Source organism: Pseudomonas sp. No.21 (genome assembly GCF_054558415.1).
Window position 1 is genome coordinate 57,990 of sequence record NZ_BAAJNO010000007.1, and the last position, 19,266, is coordinate 77,255.

Sequence of the window (19,266 nt, forward strand, 5' to 3'; positions counted from 1 at the left end):
AACGGTGGACCGATCAAGCGCGGTCCACCCCACGGAGCCTGAGACCGTGGCGTTGGAATACCGGGCTACGGGGTTGATCCAAGCGTTCGGTGGAGGTCGCTTTCCACCTCCACCGGCGCTGCCACGCCGGGCCGCAAGGGTGGGCGGGTTGCGGCGAGAAAGGTACGGAAGCCCAGTTCGACGCCGCTGCGCAGGGCCTCAGGGTCCTGCTGGCCGTGCTGTTCTTCCAGGCACCGCAGGAAGCCGGGCCAGAGCGGCAGGCCCTCGCCATGGCCCAGGTAGCACAGGGCCGTGGTGGCGCCCGGCCAGGCGGCCTGGCGGACTCGGCTGGCGAGCAGGCGCGAGCCGAGGCGGGAGCCTTCCAGCACGTAGGCGAGGCCCCAGAGCGTGCCGGCGTCAGCGGCCAGCACCAGTGGGGCGGTTTCCGGGATGGGCAGGTGCAAGGCTTGCAGGTCGTGGCACAGGGCTTCGCGGCGGCGGCGTTGCGGCCAGTCGTCGAGCAGCCGCTCGATGCCCGCCGCCTCCAGGGCGGGTTCCAGCGCCAGGAGGGCGCGGGCGTGGGCCTGGAGGAAATCGCCATAGCCGCTGCGGCTTTCCAGGCAGAAGGCCGAGTAGGCGCAATCGACCCGCGCGTGCCAGTGAGCGCCCGCGTCCCTCAGGAACTGGCGAAGGCTCATGCGGCGGCGTGGCGCTTCAGGGCGGCGCTGAGCTTGGTGGCCAGCTCGTCGTCACGGAAGGGTTTCTGCACGATCACGCTGTCACTCACGTCCAGGTCATCCAGCTCGGCGTAGCCGGTGATGTACAACACCGGCAGCGCCGGGTAGCGCTGCCGGGCCAGACGCGCGAGCTCGGCGCCATTGAGGCTGGGCATGGCAAAGTCGGTGAGCAGCAGGTCGACGCCTTCGTCGAGCAGTTCCAGGGCGCGCGCACCGCTTTGCGCTTCGCGCACCCGGTAGCCGAGCGCATCGAGCAGGGAGGCGGTCACCTCGCGCACGTTGTCGTCGTCGTCCACCAGCAGGATGGTGCGCCGCGGCCCCTCCAGCGGGGGCTCGGCAGGCAGGTGCAGCTCGGCCTGCGCCTCGCCGGCATCCGTCTGGATGCATGGCAGGAAGACCTTGACCGTGGTGCCCTGCCCTTCGCAGGTCTCGATGCTGACGCCGCCGCCGGACTGCTTGGCGAAGCCGAACACCTGGGCCAGGCCGAGCCCGGACCCCTTGCCCACTTCCTTGGTGGTGAAGAAGGGCTCGAAGGCCTTGGCTACCACCTCATCGCTCATGCCACTGCCCGTGTCGGTGATCGCCAGCACCACGTAGGGGCCGGGCTCCGGGTCCTCGGGGCGCTGCGGCGCCTGGCTGACCACTTGGTTGGAGGTGCTCAGGCGCAGGGTGCCGCCGGCGGGCATCGCATCGCGTGCGTTGATCGCCAGGTTGAGGATGATCATCTCGGTCTGGGTCGGGTCGACCAGCGCGCGCCACAGGTCGGGCGCGGTATCGGTGTCGATCCAGATGGAGCCGCCGAGGGTGCGCTGGAGCATGTCGAGCAGGCCGCGCACCGTGTCGTTGAGGTTCACCTCCACTGGCTCCAGACGCTGGCGCCGGGCGAAGGCGAGCAACTGGCCGGTGAGCTTGGCACCCCGCTCGCCGGCTTCCTTGATGTTCTGCAGGCGGCCCTGGGAGCGCTCGAAGTTGCCACGCGCCAGGTCACGTTCGAGGAAGGTGGTACTGGCGAGGATCACCGTCAGCAGGTTGTTGAAGTCATGGGCCACGCCAGCGGTGAGCTGGCCGACAGCTTCCAGTCGTTGCAGCTGCTGCAGCGCCGCCTCGACACGCTCGCGCTCGCGGATCTGCTCGCGCAGCTGGCTGTTGGCACTGGCCAGTTCGTCCATCACCGCGCGCTCGCTGGTGATGTCGCGCACGGCGGCGTACATCAGCCCTTCGTCGGGAACGATGGTCCAGGACAGCCAGCGGTACTCCCCGTCCTTGTGGCGCATGCGGTTGACGAAGCGCGTGGAGACGTTGCCGTTGGCGATGTTCTCGGCCTCGCGCAGGGTGGCGTCGATGTCGTCCGGGTGGATCAGCTGCCAGAGCTGCACGCGGGTCAGCTGCTGGCGGGTGAGCCCGAGGGTTTCCTCCCAGGCCGGGTTGAGGGCGATGGGCGTCATGTCGAAGCGCAGCACCGCCAGCAGCTCGCGGGACAGCTCCCAGGTGCGGTCGCGCTCGCGGGTGCGCCGCTCGACACGTTCACCGAGCATCTCGTTGAGGCGCTGCAGGGCTTCGGTGGCGTACTTCTGCTCGCTGATGTCCTGCAGCACGCCGATGAAGCGCACGCAGCGGCCCTCCTCGAAGAAGGCGCGGCCGCTGGTCTGCACCCAGCGCTCGCGGCCGCCGGGCAGCTGCAGGCGGTATTCGGCCTGGTAATCGTTGCCGCTGTCGTTGGACAGCGCCTCGTTCATCCGCCGCTCCAGCAGCGGCCGGTCCTTCGGGTGGCAGCGATCGAGGAAGGTGCGCAGGCTGATCTCGGCATCCTGCGGCAGTTCGTAGAGCGCCTTGCAGCGCTCGTCCCAGATCACCCGGTCATCCTCGGGCTGGTAGTCCCACATGCCCATGCGTGCCGAGTCGATGGCCAGGCGCGCGCGCACCTCGACCTCCATCAGCGCCTCTTCGGCCATGAGCCGGCGCTTGCGCTCGTGCACCTCGGCGAGCGCGCGGGTCACCGCCTTGGGCAGCAGGCTGAGGTTCTGCTTGAGCACATAGTCGATGGCGCCCTGGCGCATCATCTCCACTGCGTGCTCTTCGCCGAAGACGCCGGAGAGGAAGATGAACGGCGTTTTCGGGGCCAGGCGCCGCGCCACTTCCAGGGCCTGGGCGCCCGAGGAACCGGGGAGGATGAAGTCGCAGAGGATCAGGTCGTACTGGGTGCGCAACAGCGCTTCCTCGACGCCCCGATGGTTGTAGACCAGCGTGGATTCCACCAGCAGGCCGCTACGTTCCAGGGTCAGCAGGGCCAACTCGGCATCGCGCGAACTGTCTTCGACTAACAGCAGGTTCAAAGGCTTTTGCGGCATGGACAGTCGTCGTCATTCCCTGTAGCCCGGCGATCGGCGGCCGGGGCGTGGCTATGGTCGCGGCTCAGGAGCCCGGGCGGCGCTGGAGGCGCAGCGAGCCGGGCGGCGGTTCGTTGAGCACGGCCCAGAAGATGCCCAGGTCGGAAATCGCCGCGACGAATTCCTTGAATTCGACCGGCTTCACCACATAGGCGTTCACTCCCAGCTCGTAGGCGCGCTGCAGGTCGGGCTCCTCCCGCGAGGATGTGAGCATGACGATGGGAATGCTGCGCAGCTCGGGGGTATCGCGCACGACCTTGAGCACTTCCAGGCCATCGATCTTCGGCAGCTTGAGGTCCAGCAGCATCACCGCCGGGTTGCCGTCGGCGCGCTGGGCGTGCTCGTTGCGACGGAACAGGTAATCCAGCGCCTCGGCGCCGTCACGCAGGACGATCACATCGTTGGCCAGCTGGCTGCGCTCCAGGGCCACGAGAGTGAGCTCAAGGTCCCGGGGGTTGTCTTCGATCAGCAGGATGGGTTTGAGCATCATCGATCCTCATGTGTTCCTTGACGGTATTTCCTGCCCACGCAGGGGCAGTGAGAAAAAGAAAGTGGCGCCTTCGTCGACCCGGCCCTCGGCCCACACGCGGCCATCGTGGCGCTCGATGATGCGGCGCACGCTGGCCAGGCCGATGCCGGTGCCTTCGAACTCCTCCATGCGGTGCAGGCGCTGGAACACGCCGAACAGCTTGCCGGCGTACTCCATGTCGAAACCCACGCCGTTGTCGCTCACGGCCACCACCACCTCGTCGCCCTCGAAACGCGCACTCACCTCGATGATCGCGGGGTTGCGGTCGCGGCTGTACTTGACGGCGTTGGACAGGAGGTTGCGCATCGCCAGGTGGAGGAATGCGGCGTCGGCGATTATCACCGGCAGCCCGTCCGTGCGCCATTCGATTCGGCGCCCTTCCACATCCGGCGCCATCTCGTGGCGGATGGCTTCCACCAGCGCCTGCAAGTCGACGTCGGAGAAACGCAGCGCGGCGCGGCCCATCTGCGAGAAGCTCAGCAGGTTGTCCACCAGGGTGCCGGCGAAACGCGCCGACTCACCGATGTGATCGAGAAACCGCAGGCCACGTTCCGACAGGCGCCCCCCCTCGAATTCCCCCAGCAGCTCGGCGTAGCCGGCGATGTGCCGCAGCGGGGCACGCAGGTCGTGGGAGACGCTGTAGGAGAAGGCTTCCAGCTCCTTGTTGGACTTCTTCAGCTCACCCGCCAGCTGGGCCATCTCCTCGGCCTTGCGCAGGACGATGCCGAGCACCGCCGAGCGCAGTTCGATCACGCCCTCGATTTCCAGCGGGTCCCAGGGCACGCAGAAGCCGCGAACCGTCTCCTGCCAGCGCTCGAAGCTGTTGCGCGGGTTGAGCGCGCCCCCCGGTCCGATGCTTTTCTCCGGCCTGCCCGCCCATTCGACGGTGCGCACCTGCTCGGGGCGGAACCACAGCAGGTAGTGGGAGTGGATCTTGGAGATGGCCACCGCCAGTACACCGCCCACATGCGCGGCCAGCTCGGGCAGCTCGTCGATGTCGTGGCCGATGTTGTCGGTGTGGAAGACCTCCTGGCCACCACGCCTGGCCAGCCAGTGCACCAGCGCATCGACCTGCGCCCGGGGTGGCGTCTGCCCCACCAGGTCGCAATTGGCCGCCGAGATGATCGCCGCACCACTGGCACGGGCGAAGTCCAGCAGGGCAGTGGGCATCGCCAGCAAGCCGGCGGCCACACTGTCGCGGTCAGCCATCGAGGAGAGCAGGTTCACGATGTGCTGGCGCAGGCCGAGCAGGCGCTGGGTCTGGCCGTGGGCCTCGCGGGTCTCGATCTGCAGCGACAGCACGCTGCCCAGCAGCTCGCAGGCGGTGCGCGTCTGGAAGCCCACCGCGCGCGGCTGCTCGTCATGGCAGGAGATCAGGCCCCAGAGCTGGCCGCGCACGACGATGGAAATCGACATCGACGCCAGGGTGCCCATGTTGCGCATGTACTGCAGGTGCACCGGGGAGACGCTGCGCAGGGCCGAGAAGCTGAGATCGAGCGGCTTGCCGCTCAGCGGGTTGTCCTGGGGCCGCAGGGGCGAAGGCCGGTAGTTGGCGTCCTCGATCACGCGGATGCGGTTGGCGCAATAGAGCGCACGGGCCTGCTGGGGGATGTCCGAGGCGGGGAAGCACAGGCCCAGGTAGCGCGGGTAGCCGGGGTCGGCCTCCTCCGCCAGCACCAGGCCATTGCCATCGGCGTCGAAGGAGTAGGCCTTGACCCGGCCGAAGCCGGTGACCCGCTTGACCTCCTCCACCGCGCGCCGGCACAGCGCCTCGATGCTGTCGGACTCCTGCAGGCGGCCGATGAAGCTGCGCACCAGCGGATAGAAATTGCCGTAGGCGGTGGCCACGTCGCTGGCAGGCTCGAACTCCGCGATCAGCACGCCGTCCCAGCGGTGCGCCATCATCGCGATCGGTTGGCCCGCCCGGTCGCCGATGGCGAAATGCACATCGCCAACATGGAAGGGATTGGTCTCGTCGTCCGCCAGGGTGGCCAGGCGTGCCAGTAACGGCGGCACATCCGCCAGCAGCTCATCGAGGTGGCGGCCGAGCAGGTCCTCGACCGCCAGCCCCAACCACTCGCGCACATTCTCGCTAGCCTGGACGACGCGGCCAGCGGCCTCGTCGAACACCAGCATGAAGCCGTGCGGCTGGATACTGCCGGGGATATGGATGGGCTCCCGGGCGCAGTTCTCGCTCGCGTTGGCCAGGGCCTCGTCGCTGTCGCTGGGTATCAAGAACGGTCTCCTTCGATGCACCACTGCCGACCCTCGCAAGGGCGCGCGCCGGATATTCGGCGCACTGCAGCCACGCATTCCATTGATGTCAGGGAGGCTGAACCGCCGGTGTCCGCCGTCGACCAGGTCGACGGCCAGCGGGATTGATCGCCTCGCTTATCATGAAGGATTGAACGCCTGGAACGTGAAAAATTCCCAAAAACTCATTCGCTTCCAGCGACGGAAGATCAGCGGCACCGCCGATCACAGGGACCGGCGGCCGCTGCGATCAGCCTGCGACGGCGCGACGACCCGCCATGCGCTCCAGCTTGCGGCGCTCGACCAGGGTCTTGGCCGCGGTCATCTGGATCGGGCCGCCGGTGAAGGTCGGCAGGTCACGGCTCAGCCAGATGTTGCCTTCGCCTTTCCAGGTCACCTCGCCGGAGGCCAGCTTCATCTCGCGCATCACATCGCGGATCAGCCCGCGCACGCGCTCCTTGCAGAACACGGCGTCGCTCTGGATGGCCTTGCTCATGGCCGTCTCGCCCTGCTTGCCGAGGGTGAGCAGCAGCATGCCGTCGGGACGGGGGCGGATGGACACCTCGTAGCCGGGGAATGCGTCGAAGAATTCTTTGATGGCGATCTGCATTGTTCTGCTCCCTGATATTTTTCTTTGAGCTCTTCCCTCTGCACCCGCTGTGCCAGTTGAGCCGAATGAAAAAAATCATGAAAATCATATAGTTGGATCTTATAGCCATCAAAATGCCACTTGCATATTGCACGATGCCCCCAAGCGAGCCTTGCAATCTGCACTGAACTTTTGGACGGGCCGCCACGTTTCGCTCGAACCTGTTGCCGAGAAAGCGGTCGTCCGTTGCGCTGGGGTGGAGGGAGCGGCGGTACTCAGGCGAGCCCCACTGGCGTCATTCCGCGACGGACGGCCTTCTCGCCGCACCGGGCGAATGGCCGAACCAGCGGCGGAAGGCACGGTGGAAGGTGCTCAGGTCCTTGAAGCCCAACGCCTCGCTGATCGCCTGCAGCGGCACGCCGTCACGCACCTGCTGCAGGGCCAGACGACTGCGCTCCTGCTCCAGCAGCGCGGTGAAGCTGGTGCCCTGCTCACGCAGGCGCCGGTAGAGCGTCGCTCGGCTGAGGTGCAGGGCGGCGCAGAGCGCCTCGATGCCCGGGCCGCCGGCGAGACCGGCGCGGATCATCAGGCGTGCGCGCTCGGCCAGGTCGCGCTCGGCCCGCAGCTGCTCCAGAGCCATCTGCGCACGCGACTCCAGCAACGCCTTGAGGTAGGGGTTGGCGCTGCGGATCGGGCTGGCCACCTGCTCGCGCGACAGATACAGGCGGTTGGCGGGGCAGCCGAACCGCACGGGCCTGCCGAACGCCTCGACGAAGTACGCGGCATGGGCCGGGCACGGGCAGGCGAATTCGACCCGCTGCGGCACGAAGTCCTCCCCCACCAGCTCCCGTCCCCAGCGCACCAGCGCCGCCAGGCTGCGCTCCACCGCCGCCTGTGGATAACCGCGCCCGGCGACGAACTCCAGTTCGAGGCACAGGCCGCCCTGTGCATCGCGTGCGCTCCAGCGTTCGGAGGGGTTCATCAGCGCACCATGACGCAGGAAGGTCGACAGCGCCTCGCCCACCGACGCGCACTGGAACAGCAGGCTGGCCAGCAGGCCACGTCGCTCGGGGTTGAAGACCTGCCCGACCAGCAGGCCGACCTGCGGCAACGCCGCGTTGCTCGCCGCCAACTGCCACAACCCCAGCAACAGGCCCTCGTCCAGGCGCTGCTCCTGCAGCGGCGCGGCGGGATCGCAACGCTCCAGCAGCACCTCGCGGGACAGGCCGGCAACCTGCAGCTGCGCCGCCTCGACGGCGCCCAGTTGCAGCAGCAGGTCATGCAGGTCGAGCACCGCAAGGGCGGAGACGCGGGTTGGGCTCATGGCAGGCCTTCCTTTTTCCTGCACGGACAGTAACCGCTCAGCCGCAGGCACCGCCAGCGGCTGCGGTCGCGTGCCTCACGCCGCCTCGGCACGCATCGCGGCCTGCACCTGGGGTCGCGCCCCGATGCGCGCACGGAAGGCCGCGAGCGCCGGCCAGGGCGCCAGCTCGATGGCGAAGAAATCCACCCAGCCGAGCACGGTGAACAGGTAGGCATCGGCCACGCCGAAGCGATTGCCCAGCAGGTAGTCGGCCTGGCCCAGCGCGGCTTCCAGGAAGTCGAAGCGCTTGAACAGGCGCGCGCGGAAGATCGCCTTCACCTCCTCCGGGATCGCCGCGTTGAACAGCGGGCTCATGCCGGCGTGGATCTCCCCGGAGATGAAGTTCAGCCACTCCTGCAGGCGCACCCGCTGCAGCGTGCCGTTGGCCGGCGCGAGCCCCGCCTCCGGGCGCAGGTCGGCCAGGTACTGGACGATGGCGGTGCCTTCGGTGAGCACCTCGCCATTGTCCAGCTCCAGCGCGGCGACATAGCCCTTGGGGTTGATGACGAGGAAATCGTCGCCGTGCTCGGTGAGCTTGCTGCGGTTGTCCACACGGACCGCCTCGAACGGCAGGCCCAGCTCCAGCAGCACGATATGCGGCGACAGCGAACAGGTACGGGGGGCGTAGTACAGCTTCATGGCGACTCCTTGCACGGGCCACCCCCGGAATGGGGGCGCGGCGGGAGTATCGACGCAGCGGTTCTCTTTTTGAAGAAGGGAGAAATCTGTAGCTTAGGTACACAAAATATACCTGGAGCCCCCATGAAGAAGAACGTATCCGGTTGCTCGGTCGAGGAAGCCATGCACCTGCTCGGCGGCCGCTGGCGCCTGCTGCTGGTGTCCTACCTGCTCGACGGTCCCAAGCGCTTCAACGACCTGCGCCGCGACATCCCGCACATCTCCCAGCGCATGCTCACCCTCGACCTTCGCGCCCTGGAAGAGGCCGGCATGGTGCTGCGCACCGTCTACCCGGAAGTGCCGGTGCGGGTGGAATACCAGCTCACCGAAGACGGCCAGCGCCTGCGCAAGGTGGTCGAGGTGATCAAGGAATTCGGCCTCTGGCTCAAGGCGAGACCGCCGCACGAGGGCGCCGAAGCGCCAACGCCGGAGCACGTGCAACCGTAGGGGGGGACGGCGCTTCTCCCGTCCACCATTCGTACCCACATGCAGCACCGCCGGTGGAGGTAAAGAGCGACCTCCACCCTACACACGGACCAACGCCTCGCGCGCCGGAACCGTAGGGTGGACGACGCTTCTCCCGTCCACCGTTCGCGCCCACATGCTGCACAGGTTGTAGCCCGGGCTTCAGCCCGGGGATGCAGGCAACTCCGCTCCCGGGCTACGCAGCCACAAGCATTCGTACCCACATGAAGCACCGCTGGTGGAGGTGAAGAGCGACCTCCACCCTACACACAGACCAGCTCCGTGCGGGGGATCAGTTCTTCACCCAGTTCTCGAAGCGCTGCTCCAGCTCGCCGTGGGCGGCCCAGAACTTCACGCTCATCGGCAGGGCGCCGCTGATGTTCTGCGGGGCGGTGGGCAGGGTGGCGGCGATGGCAGGGTCGATCATGGCGATCGCCTTGTTGTTCACCGGGGCATAGGAGATGCCCTCGGCGAAGGCCTTCTGCCGCTCCGGCTGGGTGGTGAAGGCGACGAAGGTCCTGGCCAGGTCGCCCTTCCACGAGCCCTTGGGCAGAGCCCAGTAGTCGAAGTCGTAGATGCTGCCGGTCCAGACCATGGCCAGGGAACGGGTTTCCTTCTGCGCGGTGGCGATGCGGCCGTTGTAGGCGGCGCTCATGGCCACCTTGCCGTCCTGCAGGGCGCGCACCGGTTCGGCGCCTGCCTTCCACCAGACGACGCTGGCCTTGATCTCGTCGAGCTTGCGGAAGGCGCGTTCGACACCGGCCGGGGTGTCCAGCACCTGGTAGACGTCCTGCGGCGCGACGCCGTCGGCCATCAGGGCGAACTCCAGGTTGTACTTGGCGCCATGGCGCAGGCCGCGCTTGCCCGGGTACTTGCGCAGGTCCCAGAAATCGCCCCAGCCGCTGGGGACGTTCTTGATCTTCGCCGAGTCATAGGCGAGCACCGTGGACCAGACGAAGATACCGACGCCGCAAGGCTGGAAGGTGCCGGGTACGAAGTCGGCGGGGTTGCCGAGCAGGGCCGGGTCGAGCTTCTCGAACAGCCCCTCCTCGCAGCCCCGCGCCAGTTCCGGTGCCTCCATCTCCACCACGTCCCAGGTCACGTGGCTGAGTTCGACCATGTGCTTGAGCTTGTCGAGGTCGCCGTTGTACGAGCCGTGCACCACGGCGTTGCCGGTGCTCGCCTTGAAGGGCTTGAAGAAGGCCTCCTTCTGCACGTCCTTGTTGGCGCCCCCGAAGGTGATCACGGTGACGAAATCCGCCGAGGCGGGCAGGCTGGCGCAGGCCAGGAGAAGACCGAGGGCACGTCGTACAGCAACATCCATGAAGCATTCCTTATTGTCGATTGGCGGTGTGGCCACGGGTCGACCGTGGCGCTGCCCGGATTCTCACAGTGCCCCTTGGTTGCCAGGTGCGCGGCAGCGACATGACGCTGCCTCCCACCGCCCCTGGCAGGCACCGGGTCCGGATCTGCCGCACAGTCTGAACGCAACGCCCGTCACACATATTGCTTTCCGTCACAGTGGCGAGCGCTTCACAGGCTCTGGGACGAGCGTTTCAGGTTATCGGGCGTGGCCGTCGCACCCGCGCGGACGATTGCAACCGAACGCCATGTCGATTGAAACCATGCGCCATGCCCTCATGGCCCGGGCGGCCCTAGCATCGGGTCACCGCCCCATGAGGAGTTGCCGCATGTCCCGCCACCGCATCGAATCCCTCGGCGCCCTGCGCACGCTGATCGCCGAACCGCCCGCCCTGATGAAGAAGCGCCTGCAACCGGTGATCGACCCCCACTGCCTGACGCTCATCCGCAACGCCAGTGTCTGCGCCGTCGGCCTGGCCGGCGCCGACAGCGACATCGCCTTCCTCGACCTGCACACCACGCCGGTGATCCTGGCCGAAGGCAAGCGCATCCGGCTGGCCTGGCCCGCCGCCCTGCCCCTGCTGGAGTACGGCAACTCCAGGGCCTGCAGCCTGCTCTTCATCCTGCCGGGCATCGGCTTCGCCCTGCGCGCCAATGGTCGCGGCCAGCCGCTGCGGGAAGAGGCCGGCACCTGCCTGGAATTCGAGGCCGACGCCCTGTTCCTGCACTGCTCGCGGGCCATGGTGCGCGCGGACTTCTGGACGCCACGCGAACACCTCGACGGGTGGCCGGCCGAACGGGGCGAAGGCGTGCTCTCCGAGGCCGCGCGGGGCTTCATCGCCCGCTCGCCCTACCTGCTGATGCTGACCCGCAACGCCGAGGGAGCCACCGAGCTCTCGCCCCGGGGCGACCCGGACGGCTTCATCGGGCTCCTCGACCCGCAGCGGCTGCTGATCCCCGAACGGCCGGGCAACAAGGTGGCGGTGTCGCTGAGCAACATCCTCGCCTGCGACGAACTGAAGCTGGCCTTCCTGCTGCCGGGCTCAGCGACCGTGCTCAGCGTCACCGGCCGCGCACAGGTGAGCGCCGACCCGCAGCTGCTGGGCCCGCTCGCGGTGAACGGCAAGGCCCCAGTGCTGGGCACCCTGGTGGAGGTAGAGCGCTTCGCCTTCGTCGAGGCAGCCGAGCTGGTCGAAGCCGGCCTGTGGCGCGCGGAGACCCACCTGGCGCCGACGGCCATCCCCTCCTTCCCGAAGATGCTCGCCGAGCACATGAACGGCACCGGCCTGCTGGGCAAGGCCACCACCCTGGTGGTGGATGCGGTGGTCAGGCACGATCTCAAGCACCTCTATTGACGGGCCTTCCAGCCACCCGACGCGTCATGTCGCCTTATTGGACATATCCACGCACCTGGCCTATACCCAAGGCTCCCTCCCGCCAGGTGCATCGCCATGAAGCGCTCCATCGACCACGTCCGCTGGGACCTCGCCCAGCGCTACCGGCTCATCGAAACCGTGGCCTGGTGGGAAGGCCGGCTGACCACCAACCACCTGATGCAGAGCTTCGGCATCAGCCGCCAGCAGGCCTCCAAGGACATCAACGCCTACCTCAACGAGCACGCGCCGAAGAACCTCGTCTACGACAAGCACCTCAAGGGCTACAAACCCGGCAAGGGCTTCCGCCCGCTGTTCATCGACGGCAGCGCCAGTGCCTATTTGCACCTGCTGGACCAGAACCGCGAACGCTCGCCGCACATCGAGGGCCTGGCCCTGGCCTACGCCCACACCGAGGTGCTGCAGGTGCCGGACCGCAGCATCCGCCCCGAGGTGCTGCGCCCCCTGCTCCAGGCCTGTCGCGACGGCCTGCGCCTGGAGACCGAGTACGTATCCCTGGCCCACCCGGAATCGGAGATCCGCGTCATCGCCCCGCACACCCTGGTGTTCACCGGCATGCGCTGGCACGTGCGCGCCTATTGCGAGAAGAACCGCGACTACCGCGACTTCGTGCTCAGCCGCTTCCGTGGCGAGCCGGACCTGATGGACGAGTCCGCACAGGGCCGCGACGCGGACGAGGGCTGGATGACGGCGGTGGAGGTGATCCTCGCCCCCGACGGTCGGCTGAAGCCCGCGCAGCAGGCGATCATCGAGGCGGACTACGGCATGCAGGGCGGCCAGCTGGTCATCCACAGCCGCGGCGCCCTGGTGCAATACGTGCTGCAGCGCTACCAGATCGACCCGAACAAGGTGCAGGCCAAGCCGGTGGCGCAGCAGATCGTGGTCGCCAACCTGGAAGAACTCGGGCGCTGGCTCTACAGCTGAGCATTCGCTGCCGGGCTACGCCGATCACCCTGTCGCCTGGGCTTCAACCCAGGGCCCTCCCCTGCACAGCCAGTACCCCGGCATAAAGCTCCGGCCGCCGATCACCCTGCACATCGTTATGCCCACTGATGCGCTTGTCCCGCGCCGCCCCCAGGTCCAGCGACGCCAGCAGCAGTTGCTCGCCGCCCTCGCCCGCCGGCCCGGCCAGGGGATAACCGTCGGCGTCCACCAGCACCGAACCCTCCACCCAATCCACGCCCCGCTCGTGGCCGTGGCGGTCACAGGCGGCGATGGTCATCCGGTTCACCGCCGCATTGGCCTGCACCCGCACCACTTCGGCGGGGCGTTCACCCACCGGGCGCGGGCCTCGCGGCCAGTTGACCGGGGCACAGAGGAGCTCGGCGCCGGCCAGGGCCGGCAGGCGCACCCATTCGGGGAATTCGAGGTCGTAGCAGATCATCACCGCGAGGCGCCCGAAGGCCGTGTCCACCACCGGGGGCGCGGCATCGCCGGGCGTGAAGATCGCCTTCTCGCCATCCCACAGGTGCGCCTTGCGGTACACCGCGCGCACCCCGCTGGCATCCACCAGCGCCGCGCTGTTGGCCAGGGTGCCGTCCTCGCGCAGCTCGCAGAAGCCGCCCACCAGCACGATGCCCAGCTCGGCGGCCAGGGCCGCCCACAGCGTGATGCCGGGGCCGTCCAGCGGTTCGGCCAGGGCCCGGGCCTCGGCGGGGTCGCGGAACACATAGCCGCTCTGCACCAGCTCCGGCAGCACCACCACCTGCGCGCCCAGGCTCGCCGCCCGGCGGGTGACGCGCTCGACGAGCGCGCGGTTGAAGGCCAGCTCGCCAATGCGCGGGGCGACCTGGCAGCAGGCCACGCTCACCTTCATCGTCGTCATGCCTGCGGCCCTCCTTGCTCCAGTCGTTGCTGGTCCGATTCCGCCAGCCGGCGCTCGGCGGCCAGGTCCAGCTTCCGGGCCAGCAGCCAGTAGCTCAGCCCGGACACCGGCAGGCCCACCGCGAAGGCGATGTCCGCACCGCCCAGGGCGGCCGTGGCGGGGCCGGTCCAGAAACCCAGCGCCATGAACGGCACCATCGCCAGCAACCCGAGCCCATAGGCCAGCAGCCCGGCGACCGACCAGCCGCGATACAGGCCCTGCGGATTGAAGATCTCGCTGATCGCGTAGTGCCCGCGCCGCACCAGGTAGAAGTCCACCAGGTTGACCGCCGTCCAGGGCACCAGGAAGTACAGCATCAGCAGGACGAAGGTGTTGAAGCTGCCCAGGTAGCTCTCCGGGATCAGCCGCGCCACCACCAGCACGAGGAGGGCGATCACGCCGATACCGGCCACCCGCAGGCGCAGGGTCGGCTTCACACGGGCGAAGGCGTCGATGGCGCTGAGGCTGGTGAGCATCGCGCCGTAGCAGTTCACCGCCATGATGCCCACCAGTGCCGGCACGGCGATGAGCACGGTGAAGGTGCCGAAGCCCGCGAACAGCCGGTTGCCGATCTCGCGGATGCTGCCGATGGCATCCGGCGCCGGCAGTGCCGAGGCGATGAAGGCCCCCAGGGACATCAGCCACAGCGCCGAGCCGCCGGCGCCGAGATAGGTCCAGAAGATCACCCGGCGTGGCGGCGTGTCGTGGGGCAGGTAGCGCGAATAGTCCGACACGTACACCGAGTAGCTGATCTGGTAGCCGGCTGCCGCCGAGAGCTGCACCAGGAACGCGCTCCAGGAAAACCCCGCCGACGCCAGGGCCGCATCGGCCTGCAGCTCGGTGACGGCGAAGAGGGTGAGCATGCCGAACACCGCGATCATCAGGTAGGTCAGCCAGCGCTGCACGGTGTGCAGCAGGTCGTGCCCGACGATCGCCAGCAGCACCGCCAGCCCCACCAGCAGTACGTACCAGGGCGTGCGCGCGCCGGGCAGCACGGTGTTGATCGCATCGGTGGCGAGGATGACGTTGAACACGTTGAAGCCGATGTACACCCCCACCACTGCGATGAAGGGCACCACCGCGCCGCGGAGGCCGAACTGCGCCCGCGACTGGATCATCTGCGGCAGCCCCATGCGCGGCCCCTGGTTGGCATGGAAGGCCATGAAGAAGGTGCCGATGGCCACGCCGATCAGAATCGCCAGCATCGAGGGCAACGCCCCCAGCCCCAGGGCCGGTCCGGTGAAACCGGTGACCAGGGTGGTGAGCACGAAGTTGCCGGTGAACCAGAACGGCCCCTGGTGCCAGACCTTGCCGTGGCGCTCGCTGCGCGGCACGTAGTCGATGGAGCGCACCTCGATCTTCGGGCGCGATGCTTGGGTGTGCGGGGTGTTGTGCATGTGAAGGCCTCATCCGGAACGTGAAGGCGCAGCGCCAAGGGGCGTGCGGTGGAGGTCACGGGTTGCGGATCAGGCGGGCGGGATGTCGCAGGAGAGGGGCAGGTGGTCCATCGGATGCCTCGGCTTGTTGTAGTCGTTATGGCACCGACTCTAGCCAAGGGGGCGGCGGGGAAACATCGGACAAATCAAATACTTGGTTGAGGAATATGCAAACCAAGCGCTACCGCAGCCCGTCGGCAGGCCTGCCGTTCGGCCTTCGCGGCGGAGCGGGCCGGGGGAAGGGCGTGATATCGTTGCGCCTTTTCGCTTTACCAGTTCCGGAGCGGTACATGAAGTTCATCCACCAGCGCGAACACCTCAACGAAGGCGACATCGTGGTCATCGAGTGCTCGCAGGTCTGCAACATCCGCCTGATGAGCGACGCGAATTTTCGCAGCTTCAAGAATGGTGGGCGCCACACCTACCACGGCGGCGCCTTCGACAAGTTCCCGGCGCGCATCACCGTGCCCAGCACCGGCTACTGGAACATCACCCTCGACGCGGTGACCCGCCGGGCCATCAGCGTGACGCGCAAACCGACCTTCACCCACAAGATCAAGTTCGTGCGCCGCTCGCCTTCCGACATGGCCTGACGGCCGCCTCAACCACGCAGGCCGCGCTCGGCCGGGCCGTAGGCCAGCCAGGCGAGGCCCAGCATGACGCCCAGCACCAGGGCGCTGCTGGCGAGGTTTTCCACAATCAGTTCGATCGACAACATGTCCGGGCTCCCCAGAAGTTGATTCGGCATCTGGGGCGTCACGCTATGTCGTGTTTGTTTACATGTCCATGTGTCAACTTTTCGCACGTAAACAAATGGAGCGGGTGTGACACGAACCGGGTGGAAAAGCGGGCGCATGCATTCGCCCCAACAGGCCCCGCACACGAACCGTAGGATGGCGTAGAGCGCAGCGAAACCCATCACCGGCCTTGCACCCGCCCCGTACGCCAAGCAACCCGCAGGGCTGCCACCACGGTGCTCCCGGCGGCCTCGCACGGTGGATGAAAAGAGCGTCATCCCCCCTACAAACCGGGAGCCCATCGGAACCGGGACCGCCCGTCTACACCTTCGGCTGGTGGCAGGTGACGCAGTGGATGCCGCCACCGCCGGCGGCGACCGCGTCGATGTTGATCTGCACCACCTTGCGCCCCGGGTAGAGCCGGGTGAGCAGGTCGCGGCAGAAGGCATCGGCGCTGGCGTCACCGAACTGCGGGGCGATCACCGCGCCGTTGACCGGGTAGTAGTTGATGTAGCCGGGGGCGAAGTCCGGGTTGTTACGGGTGAAGCGGTTGTTGCGCAGGGTGCGGGGCGGCGGCAGGGTGTGGACCTGCAGCTTGCGGCCGTCGGCGTCGGTGGCCTTGTTGAGGATCTCCAGGTGCTTGCGGGTCACCGCGTAGTCGTAGGACTGCGGGTCGTTGTCGAGGTTGGCGACCACCACGCCGGGTTTGACGAAGCGCGCGTAGAAGTCGACGTGGGCGTCGGTGATGTCCTTGCCCTTGATGCCGGGCAGCCAGATGATCCTGCGCAGGCCGAGGTTGCTCATCAGCTCGGCTTCCACCTGGGCCTTGCTCAGGCCGGGGTTGCGGTTGCCGTTGATCCAGCAGCTCTCGGTCATGATGCCGGTGCCGGCGCCGTCCACTTCGATACCGCCACCTTCACCGGTGAGCTGGCTGGCGATGTAGCTGGCGTCGGCGTCGTAGCTGACTTCCCCGGCCACCTCGCCATCCTTGCTGTGCTGCTGCTTGTTGCCCCAGCCGTTGAAGTTGAAATCCACCAGGCCGAGGCCGCCCTGCCCGTCCACCACGAAGGCGCCGCCGATGTCGCGCATCCACACGTCGTCCAGGGGCATCTCGACGAAGCGGGTGTTGCGCGTGCCGCACTTCTGCCTGGCCAGGCTCAGCTGGCCGGGGCGGTGCAGCACCACCACCGGCTCGTAGGTGGCGATGGTGCGGGCGATCAGGCCGATGCAGTCCTGCACGTCGGCGGTGAAGTCCTCCCAGATCGCCGCCTGGGCGCCGAAGCTGACGTAGCTGCAGACGTGCACGCCGTTCTCGTCCGGCATGCGCCAGGCGCCGCCACGCAGGGCGGCCTGGGCACGGGCGGGCGAGATGCCGAGCCCGAGGCTGGCGACCGCGCCGAGGCCGGCGACGGCGGTGAGGTGCTTGATGAAGTCACGACGCGAAGGCATGGCTTTCTCCAGGGCGCGGGGCGCCGGCGGGCATTTCAGTGGGTGGAGGTCTTGAACTTGGTCCAGGCACGCATGCGCGCACGCATGTCGCGCTGGGGGATGTCGCGCCCGGGGATCAGCCGGGCATAGGTGGCATCGTCGACGTAGATGTCCGGGTTGCCGCGCATGTCGGCGTCCACCATCGGCCGCGCCTTGGCGCTGGAGGTGGGGTAGCCGGTGAAGTTGCTGATGGCGGCCATGTTCTCCGGGCGCATCACGAAGTTGATGAAGGCATAGGCGTATTCCGGGTGCCGCGCATCGACGGGGATGGCCAGGGTGTCCATCCACACCGTGGTGCCCTCGCGGGGAATGCGGTACTGGAAGTCCATCGGCTTGCCCGCCGCTGCGGCGGCGCGTTGCGACTGGGTGACGTCGCCGCTGTAGCCCAGGGACAGGCAGAGGTTGCCGTTGACCAGGTCGGTGACCGGCTGCGACTGGAACTTGCGGATGTAGGGCTTGATGGCGCTCAGCAGCGCGGTGGCCGCCGCCAGGTCCTCGGCCTTGGCGCTGCGCGGGTCGCGACCCAGGTAGTTGAGCACCACCGCGAGCACCTCGTCGGGGGAGTCGATCACCGAGATGCCGCAGTCGGCGAAGCGCGCGGCCAGCTCCGGCTTGAACAGCAGGTCGAGGCTGTTCACCGGCGCATCGGCCTGGCGCTGGGCGATCATCGCGGCGTTGTAGGTGATGCCGATGGTGCCCCAGGTGTAGGGCACCACGGCGTGGCGCGAGTAGGGGTAGCGGGTCTGCAGGCGCTTGAGGCCGGGCTCGATGTCGTCCAGGCCGGTGAGCTTGCTCGCGTCGAGCTTCTGCAGGGCGCCGGCACGCATCAGCCGCTCGGCCACGGTGTCGCCGGGGAACACCAGGTCGTAGCCGCTGTTGCCGGCCATCAGCTTGGCTTCCAGGGTTTCGCTGCCGTCCATCACGTCATAGACGACCTGGATGCCGGTCTCGGCGGTGAAGCGGCTGAGGGTGTCTTCGGCGAAGTAATCCGCCCAGTTGTACAGGCGCAGGATCTTCTCCTCCGCCTGGGCGTTGCCGGCCAGGCAGGCCAGGGCGGCGGCGGTGACCAACAGCGATCGGAAGGCACGCATGCTCAGGCTCCTCGGGTGTTCTGCCAGGTGACGTGGGTGCGCTTGCCGTCGAGGCCGAGCATCGGGCCGTACATCTCCGGGCGGCGGTCGCGGTAGATGCCCCAGGCCAGGCGTTCCTCGGCCATGGCGTCGAGGTCCAGCTCCTGCAGCAGCACCGTGGTGCCTTCGCGGTCGGCCTCGGCCAGCACCTTGCCCTTGTGGTCGCAGATGAAGGAGGAGCCGTAGAAGCTCATCTGCAATTCCGGGTCGGTGGTCGCCACCTCGCGGCCGACGCGGTTGGCCGCCACCACCGGGAGGAGGTTGGCGGCGGCGTGGCCGCGCATGGTCATCTGCCAGTGGTCGCGGGAATCCAGGCCCTGGGCGCCGGGCTCGGAGCCGATGGCGGTGGGGAACAGCAGCACCTCGGCACCCTGCAAGGCCAGGCAGCGCGCGGTCTCGGGGAACCACTGGTCCCAGCAGATGCCCACGCCGAGGCGGCCGTGAACGGTGTCCCAGACGCGGAAGCCGGTGTCGCCCGGGCTGAAGTAGTCCTTCTCCTGGTAGCCGATGGCGTTGGGGATGTGGGTCTTGCGGTACACGCCCAGCAGGCGGCCATCGGCGTCGGCCATGGCCAGGGAGTTGAAGAAGGCGTTGCCGGCACGCTCGAACCAGCTCAGCGGCAGGACCACGCCCAGCTCCCCGGCGAGGTCGGCGAAGCGCGCCAGCACCTGGCTCTGGGCGTACTCCTCGGCCAGCGCCAGGTGGCGGTGGTTCTGCTCGATGCAGAAATAGGGGGTGGCGAACAGCTCCTGCAGCAGGATCACCTGGGCGCCCCTGGCGGCCGCCTCGCGGACCAGGCGCTCGGCCTGGTCGAGGTTGCGCGCGAGGTTCCAGCTGCAGGCCATCTGGGTGGTGGCGACGGTCAGCCTGGCCAT

The 19,266-nt window shown here is 67.9% G+C and carries 17 protein-coding genes; 4 read left to right on the forward strand and 13 right to left on the reverse strand.

The features are described from left to right. Positions 1 to 65 precede the first annotated feature (65 nt). From ACYJSS_RS15555 to gstA, 7 genes are all read right to left on the reverse strand, one after another. Positions 66 to 677: a biliverdin-producing heme oxygenase gene (locus ACYJSS_RS15555; protein ID WP_111261026.1), complete on the reverse strand. Its 612-nt coding sequence runs from the start codon at positions 675 to 677 to the stop codon at positions 66 to 68. Then, a complete protein-coding gene (locus tag ACYJSS_RS15560; protein ID WP_111261025.1) occupies positions 674 to 3,064 on the reverse strand; it encodes a hybrid sensor histidine kinase/response regulator in 2,391 nt (796 codons plus the stop codon). Before ACYJSS_RS15560 ends, ACYJSS_RS15555 begins: the two co-directional genes overlap by 4 nt. A 64-nt stretch (positions 3,065 to 3,128) precedes the next feature. Beyond that, the gene (locus tag ACYJSS_RS15565) at positions 3,129 to 3,590 is read right to left on the reverse strand and encodes a response regulator (protein ID WP_236206144.1); all 462 of its coding nucleotides are present in this window, start codon (positions 3,588 to 3,590) and stop codon (positions 3,129 to 3,131) included. 9 nt (positions 3,591 to 3,599) lie between these two features. Next, positions 3,600 to 5,867: an ATP-binding protein gene (locus ACYJSS_RS15570; protein WP_236206143.1), complete on the reverse strand. Its 2,268-nt coding sequence runs from the start codon at positions 5,865 to 5,867 to the stop codon at positions 3,600 to 3,602. A 268-nt stretch (positions 5,868 to 6,135) separates the two neighbouring features. Next, entirely contained in the window at positions 6,136 to 6,495 is a 360-nt protein-coding gene (locus ACYJSS_RS15575; protein ID WP_111261023.1) for a DUF3509 domain-containing protein, read from the reverse strand. 274 nt (positions 6,496 to 6,769) lie between these two features. After that, positions 6,770 to 7,798 (reverse strand): AraC family transcriptional regulator, encoded by a 1,029-nt coding sequence (locus ACYJSS_RS15580; protein WP_236206142.1) that lies wholly within the window; start codon positions 7,796 to 7,798, stop codon positions 6,770 to 6,772. Between the two features lie 75 nt (positions 7,799 to 7,873). After that, positions 7,874 to 8,476: a glutathione transferase GstA gene (gene gstA, locus ACYJSS_RS15585; RefSeq protein ID WP_236206141.1), complete on the reverse strand. Its 603-nt coding sequence runs from the start codon at positions 8,474 to 8,476 to the stop codon at positions 7,874 to 7,876. Positions 8,477 to 8,599: 123 nt separating this feature from the next. Between gstA and ACYJSS_RS15590 the strand changes: the two genes are divergently transcribed. Further along, positions 8,600 to 8,962 (forward strand): winged helix-turn-helix transcriptional regulator, encoded by a 363-nt coding sequence (locus ACYJSS_RS15590; RefSeq protein ID WP_236206140.1) that lies wholly within the window; start codon positions 8,600 to 8,602, stop codon positions 8,960 to 8,962. 310 nt (positions 8,963 to 9,272) lie between these two features. On the opposite strand, the gene ACYJSS_RS15595 is transcribed toward ACYJSS_RS15590, so the two are convergent. Then, entirely contained in the window at positions 9,273 to 10,304 is a 1,032-nt protein-coding gene (locus tag ACYJSS_RS15595) for an ABC transporter substrate-binding protein (RefSeq protein ID WP_236206139.1), read from the reverse strand. Between the two features lie 367 nt (positions 10,305 to 10,671). Here ACYJSS_RS15595 and ACYJSS_RS15600 point away from each other — a divergent pair, with 367 nt between their 5' ends. Both ACYJSS_RS15600 and ACYJSS_RS15605 read left to right on the forward strand, forming a co-directional pair. Continuing rightward, the gene (locus tag ACYJSS_RS15600; protein ID WP_236206138.1) at positions 10,672 to 11,697 is read left to right on the forward strand and encodes a pyridoxamine 5'-phosphate oxidase family protein; all 1,026 of its coding nucleotides are present in this window, start codon (positions 10,672 to 10,674) and stop codon (positions 11,695 to 11,697) included. Between the two features lie 90 nt (positions 11,698 to 11,787). Beyond that, positions 11,788 to 12,660 (forward strand): helix-turn-helix transcriptional regulator, encoded by an 873-nt coding sequence (locus tag ACYJSS_RS15605; RefSeq protein ID WP_236206171.1) that lies wholly within the window; start codon positions 11,788 to 11,790, stop codon positions 12,658 to 12,660. A gap of 43 nt (positions 12,661 to 12,703) precedes the next feature. On the opposite strand, the gene ACYJSS_RS15610 is transcribed toward ACYJSS_RS15605, so the two are convergent. Then, positions 12,704 to 13,561 (reverse strand): nitrilase family protein, encoded by an 858-nt coding sequence (locus tag ACYJSS_RS15610; RefSeq protein ID WP_111261016.1) that lies wholly within the window; start codon positions 13,559 to 13,561, stop codon positions 12,704 to 12,706. Continuing rightward, positions 13,558 to 14,997: a purine-cytosine permease family protein gene (locus ACYJSS_RS15615; protein WP_236206137.1), complete on the reverse strand. Its 1,440-nt coding sequence runs from the start codon at positions 14,995 to 14,997 to the stop codon at positions 13,558 to 13,560. Before ACYJSS_RS15615 ends, ACYJSS_RS15610 begins: the two co-directional genes overlap by 4 nt. Positions 14,998 to 15,326: 329 nt before the next feature. Between ACYJSS_RS15615 and ACYJSS_RS15620 the strand changes: the two genes are divergently transcribed. Further along, positions 15,327 to 15,629, forward strand: coding sequence for a DUF1883 domain-containing protein (locus ACYJSS_RS15620; RefSeq protein WP_111261014.1), 303 nt, complete (start codon positions 15,327 to 15,329; stop codon positions 15,627 to 15,629). Positions 15,630 to 16,094: 465 nt separating this feature from the next. On the opposite strand, the gene ACYJSS_RS15625 is transcribed toward ACYJSS_RS15620, so the two are convergent. Genes ACYJSS_RS15625 through aguB form a run of 3 tightly spaced genes read right to left on the reverse strand, consistent with a single transcriptional unit; the run spans position 16,095 to position 19,266 of the window. Beyond that, a complete protein-coding gene (locus ACYJSS_RS15625) occupies positions 16,095 to 17,222 on the reverse strand; it encodes an agmatine deiminase family protein (protein ID WP_236206136.1) in 1,128 nt (375 codons plus the stop codon). Positions 17,223 to 17,257: 35 nt separating this feature from the next. Then, entirely contained in the window at positions 17,258 to 18,352 is a 1,095-nt protein-coding gene (locus ACYJSS_RS15630) for an extracellular solute-binding protein (protein ID WP_236206135.1), read from the reverse strand. A 2-nt stretch (positions 18,353 to 18,354) separates the two neighbouring features. Next, a complete protein-coding gene (gene aguB / locus ACYJSS_RS15635) occupies positions 18,355 to 19,266 on the reverse strand; it encodes an N-carbamoylputrescine amidase (protein WP_236206134.1) in 912 nt (303 codons plus the stop codon).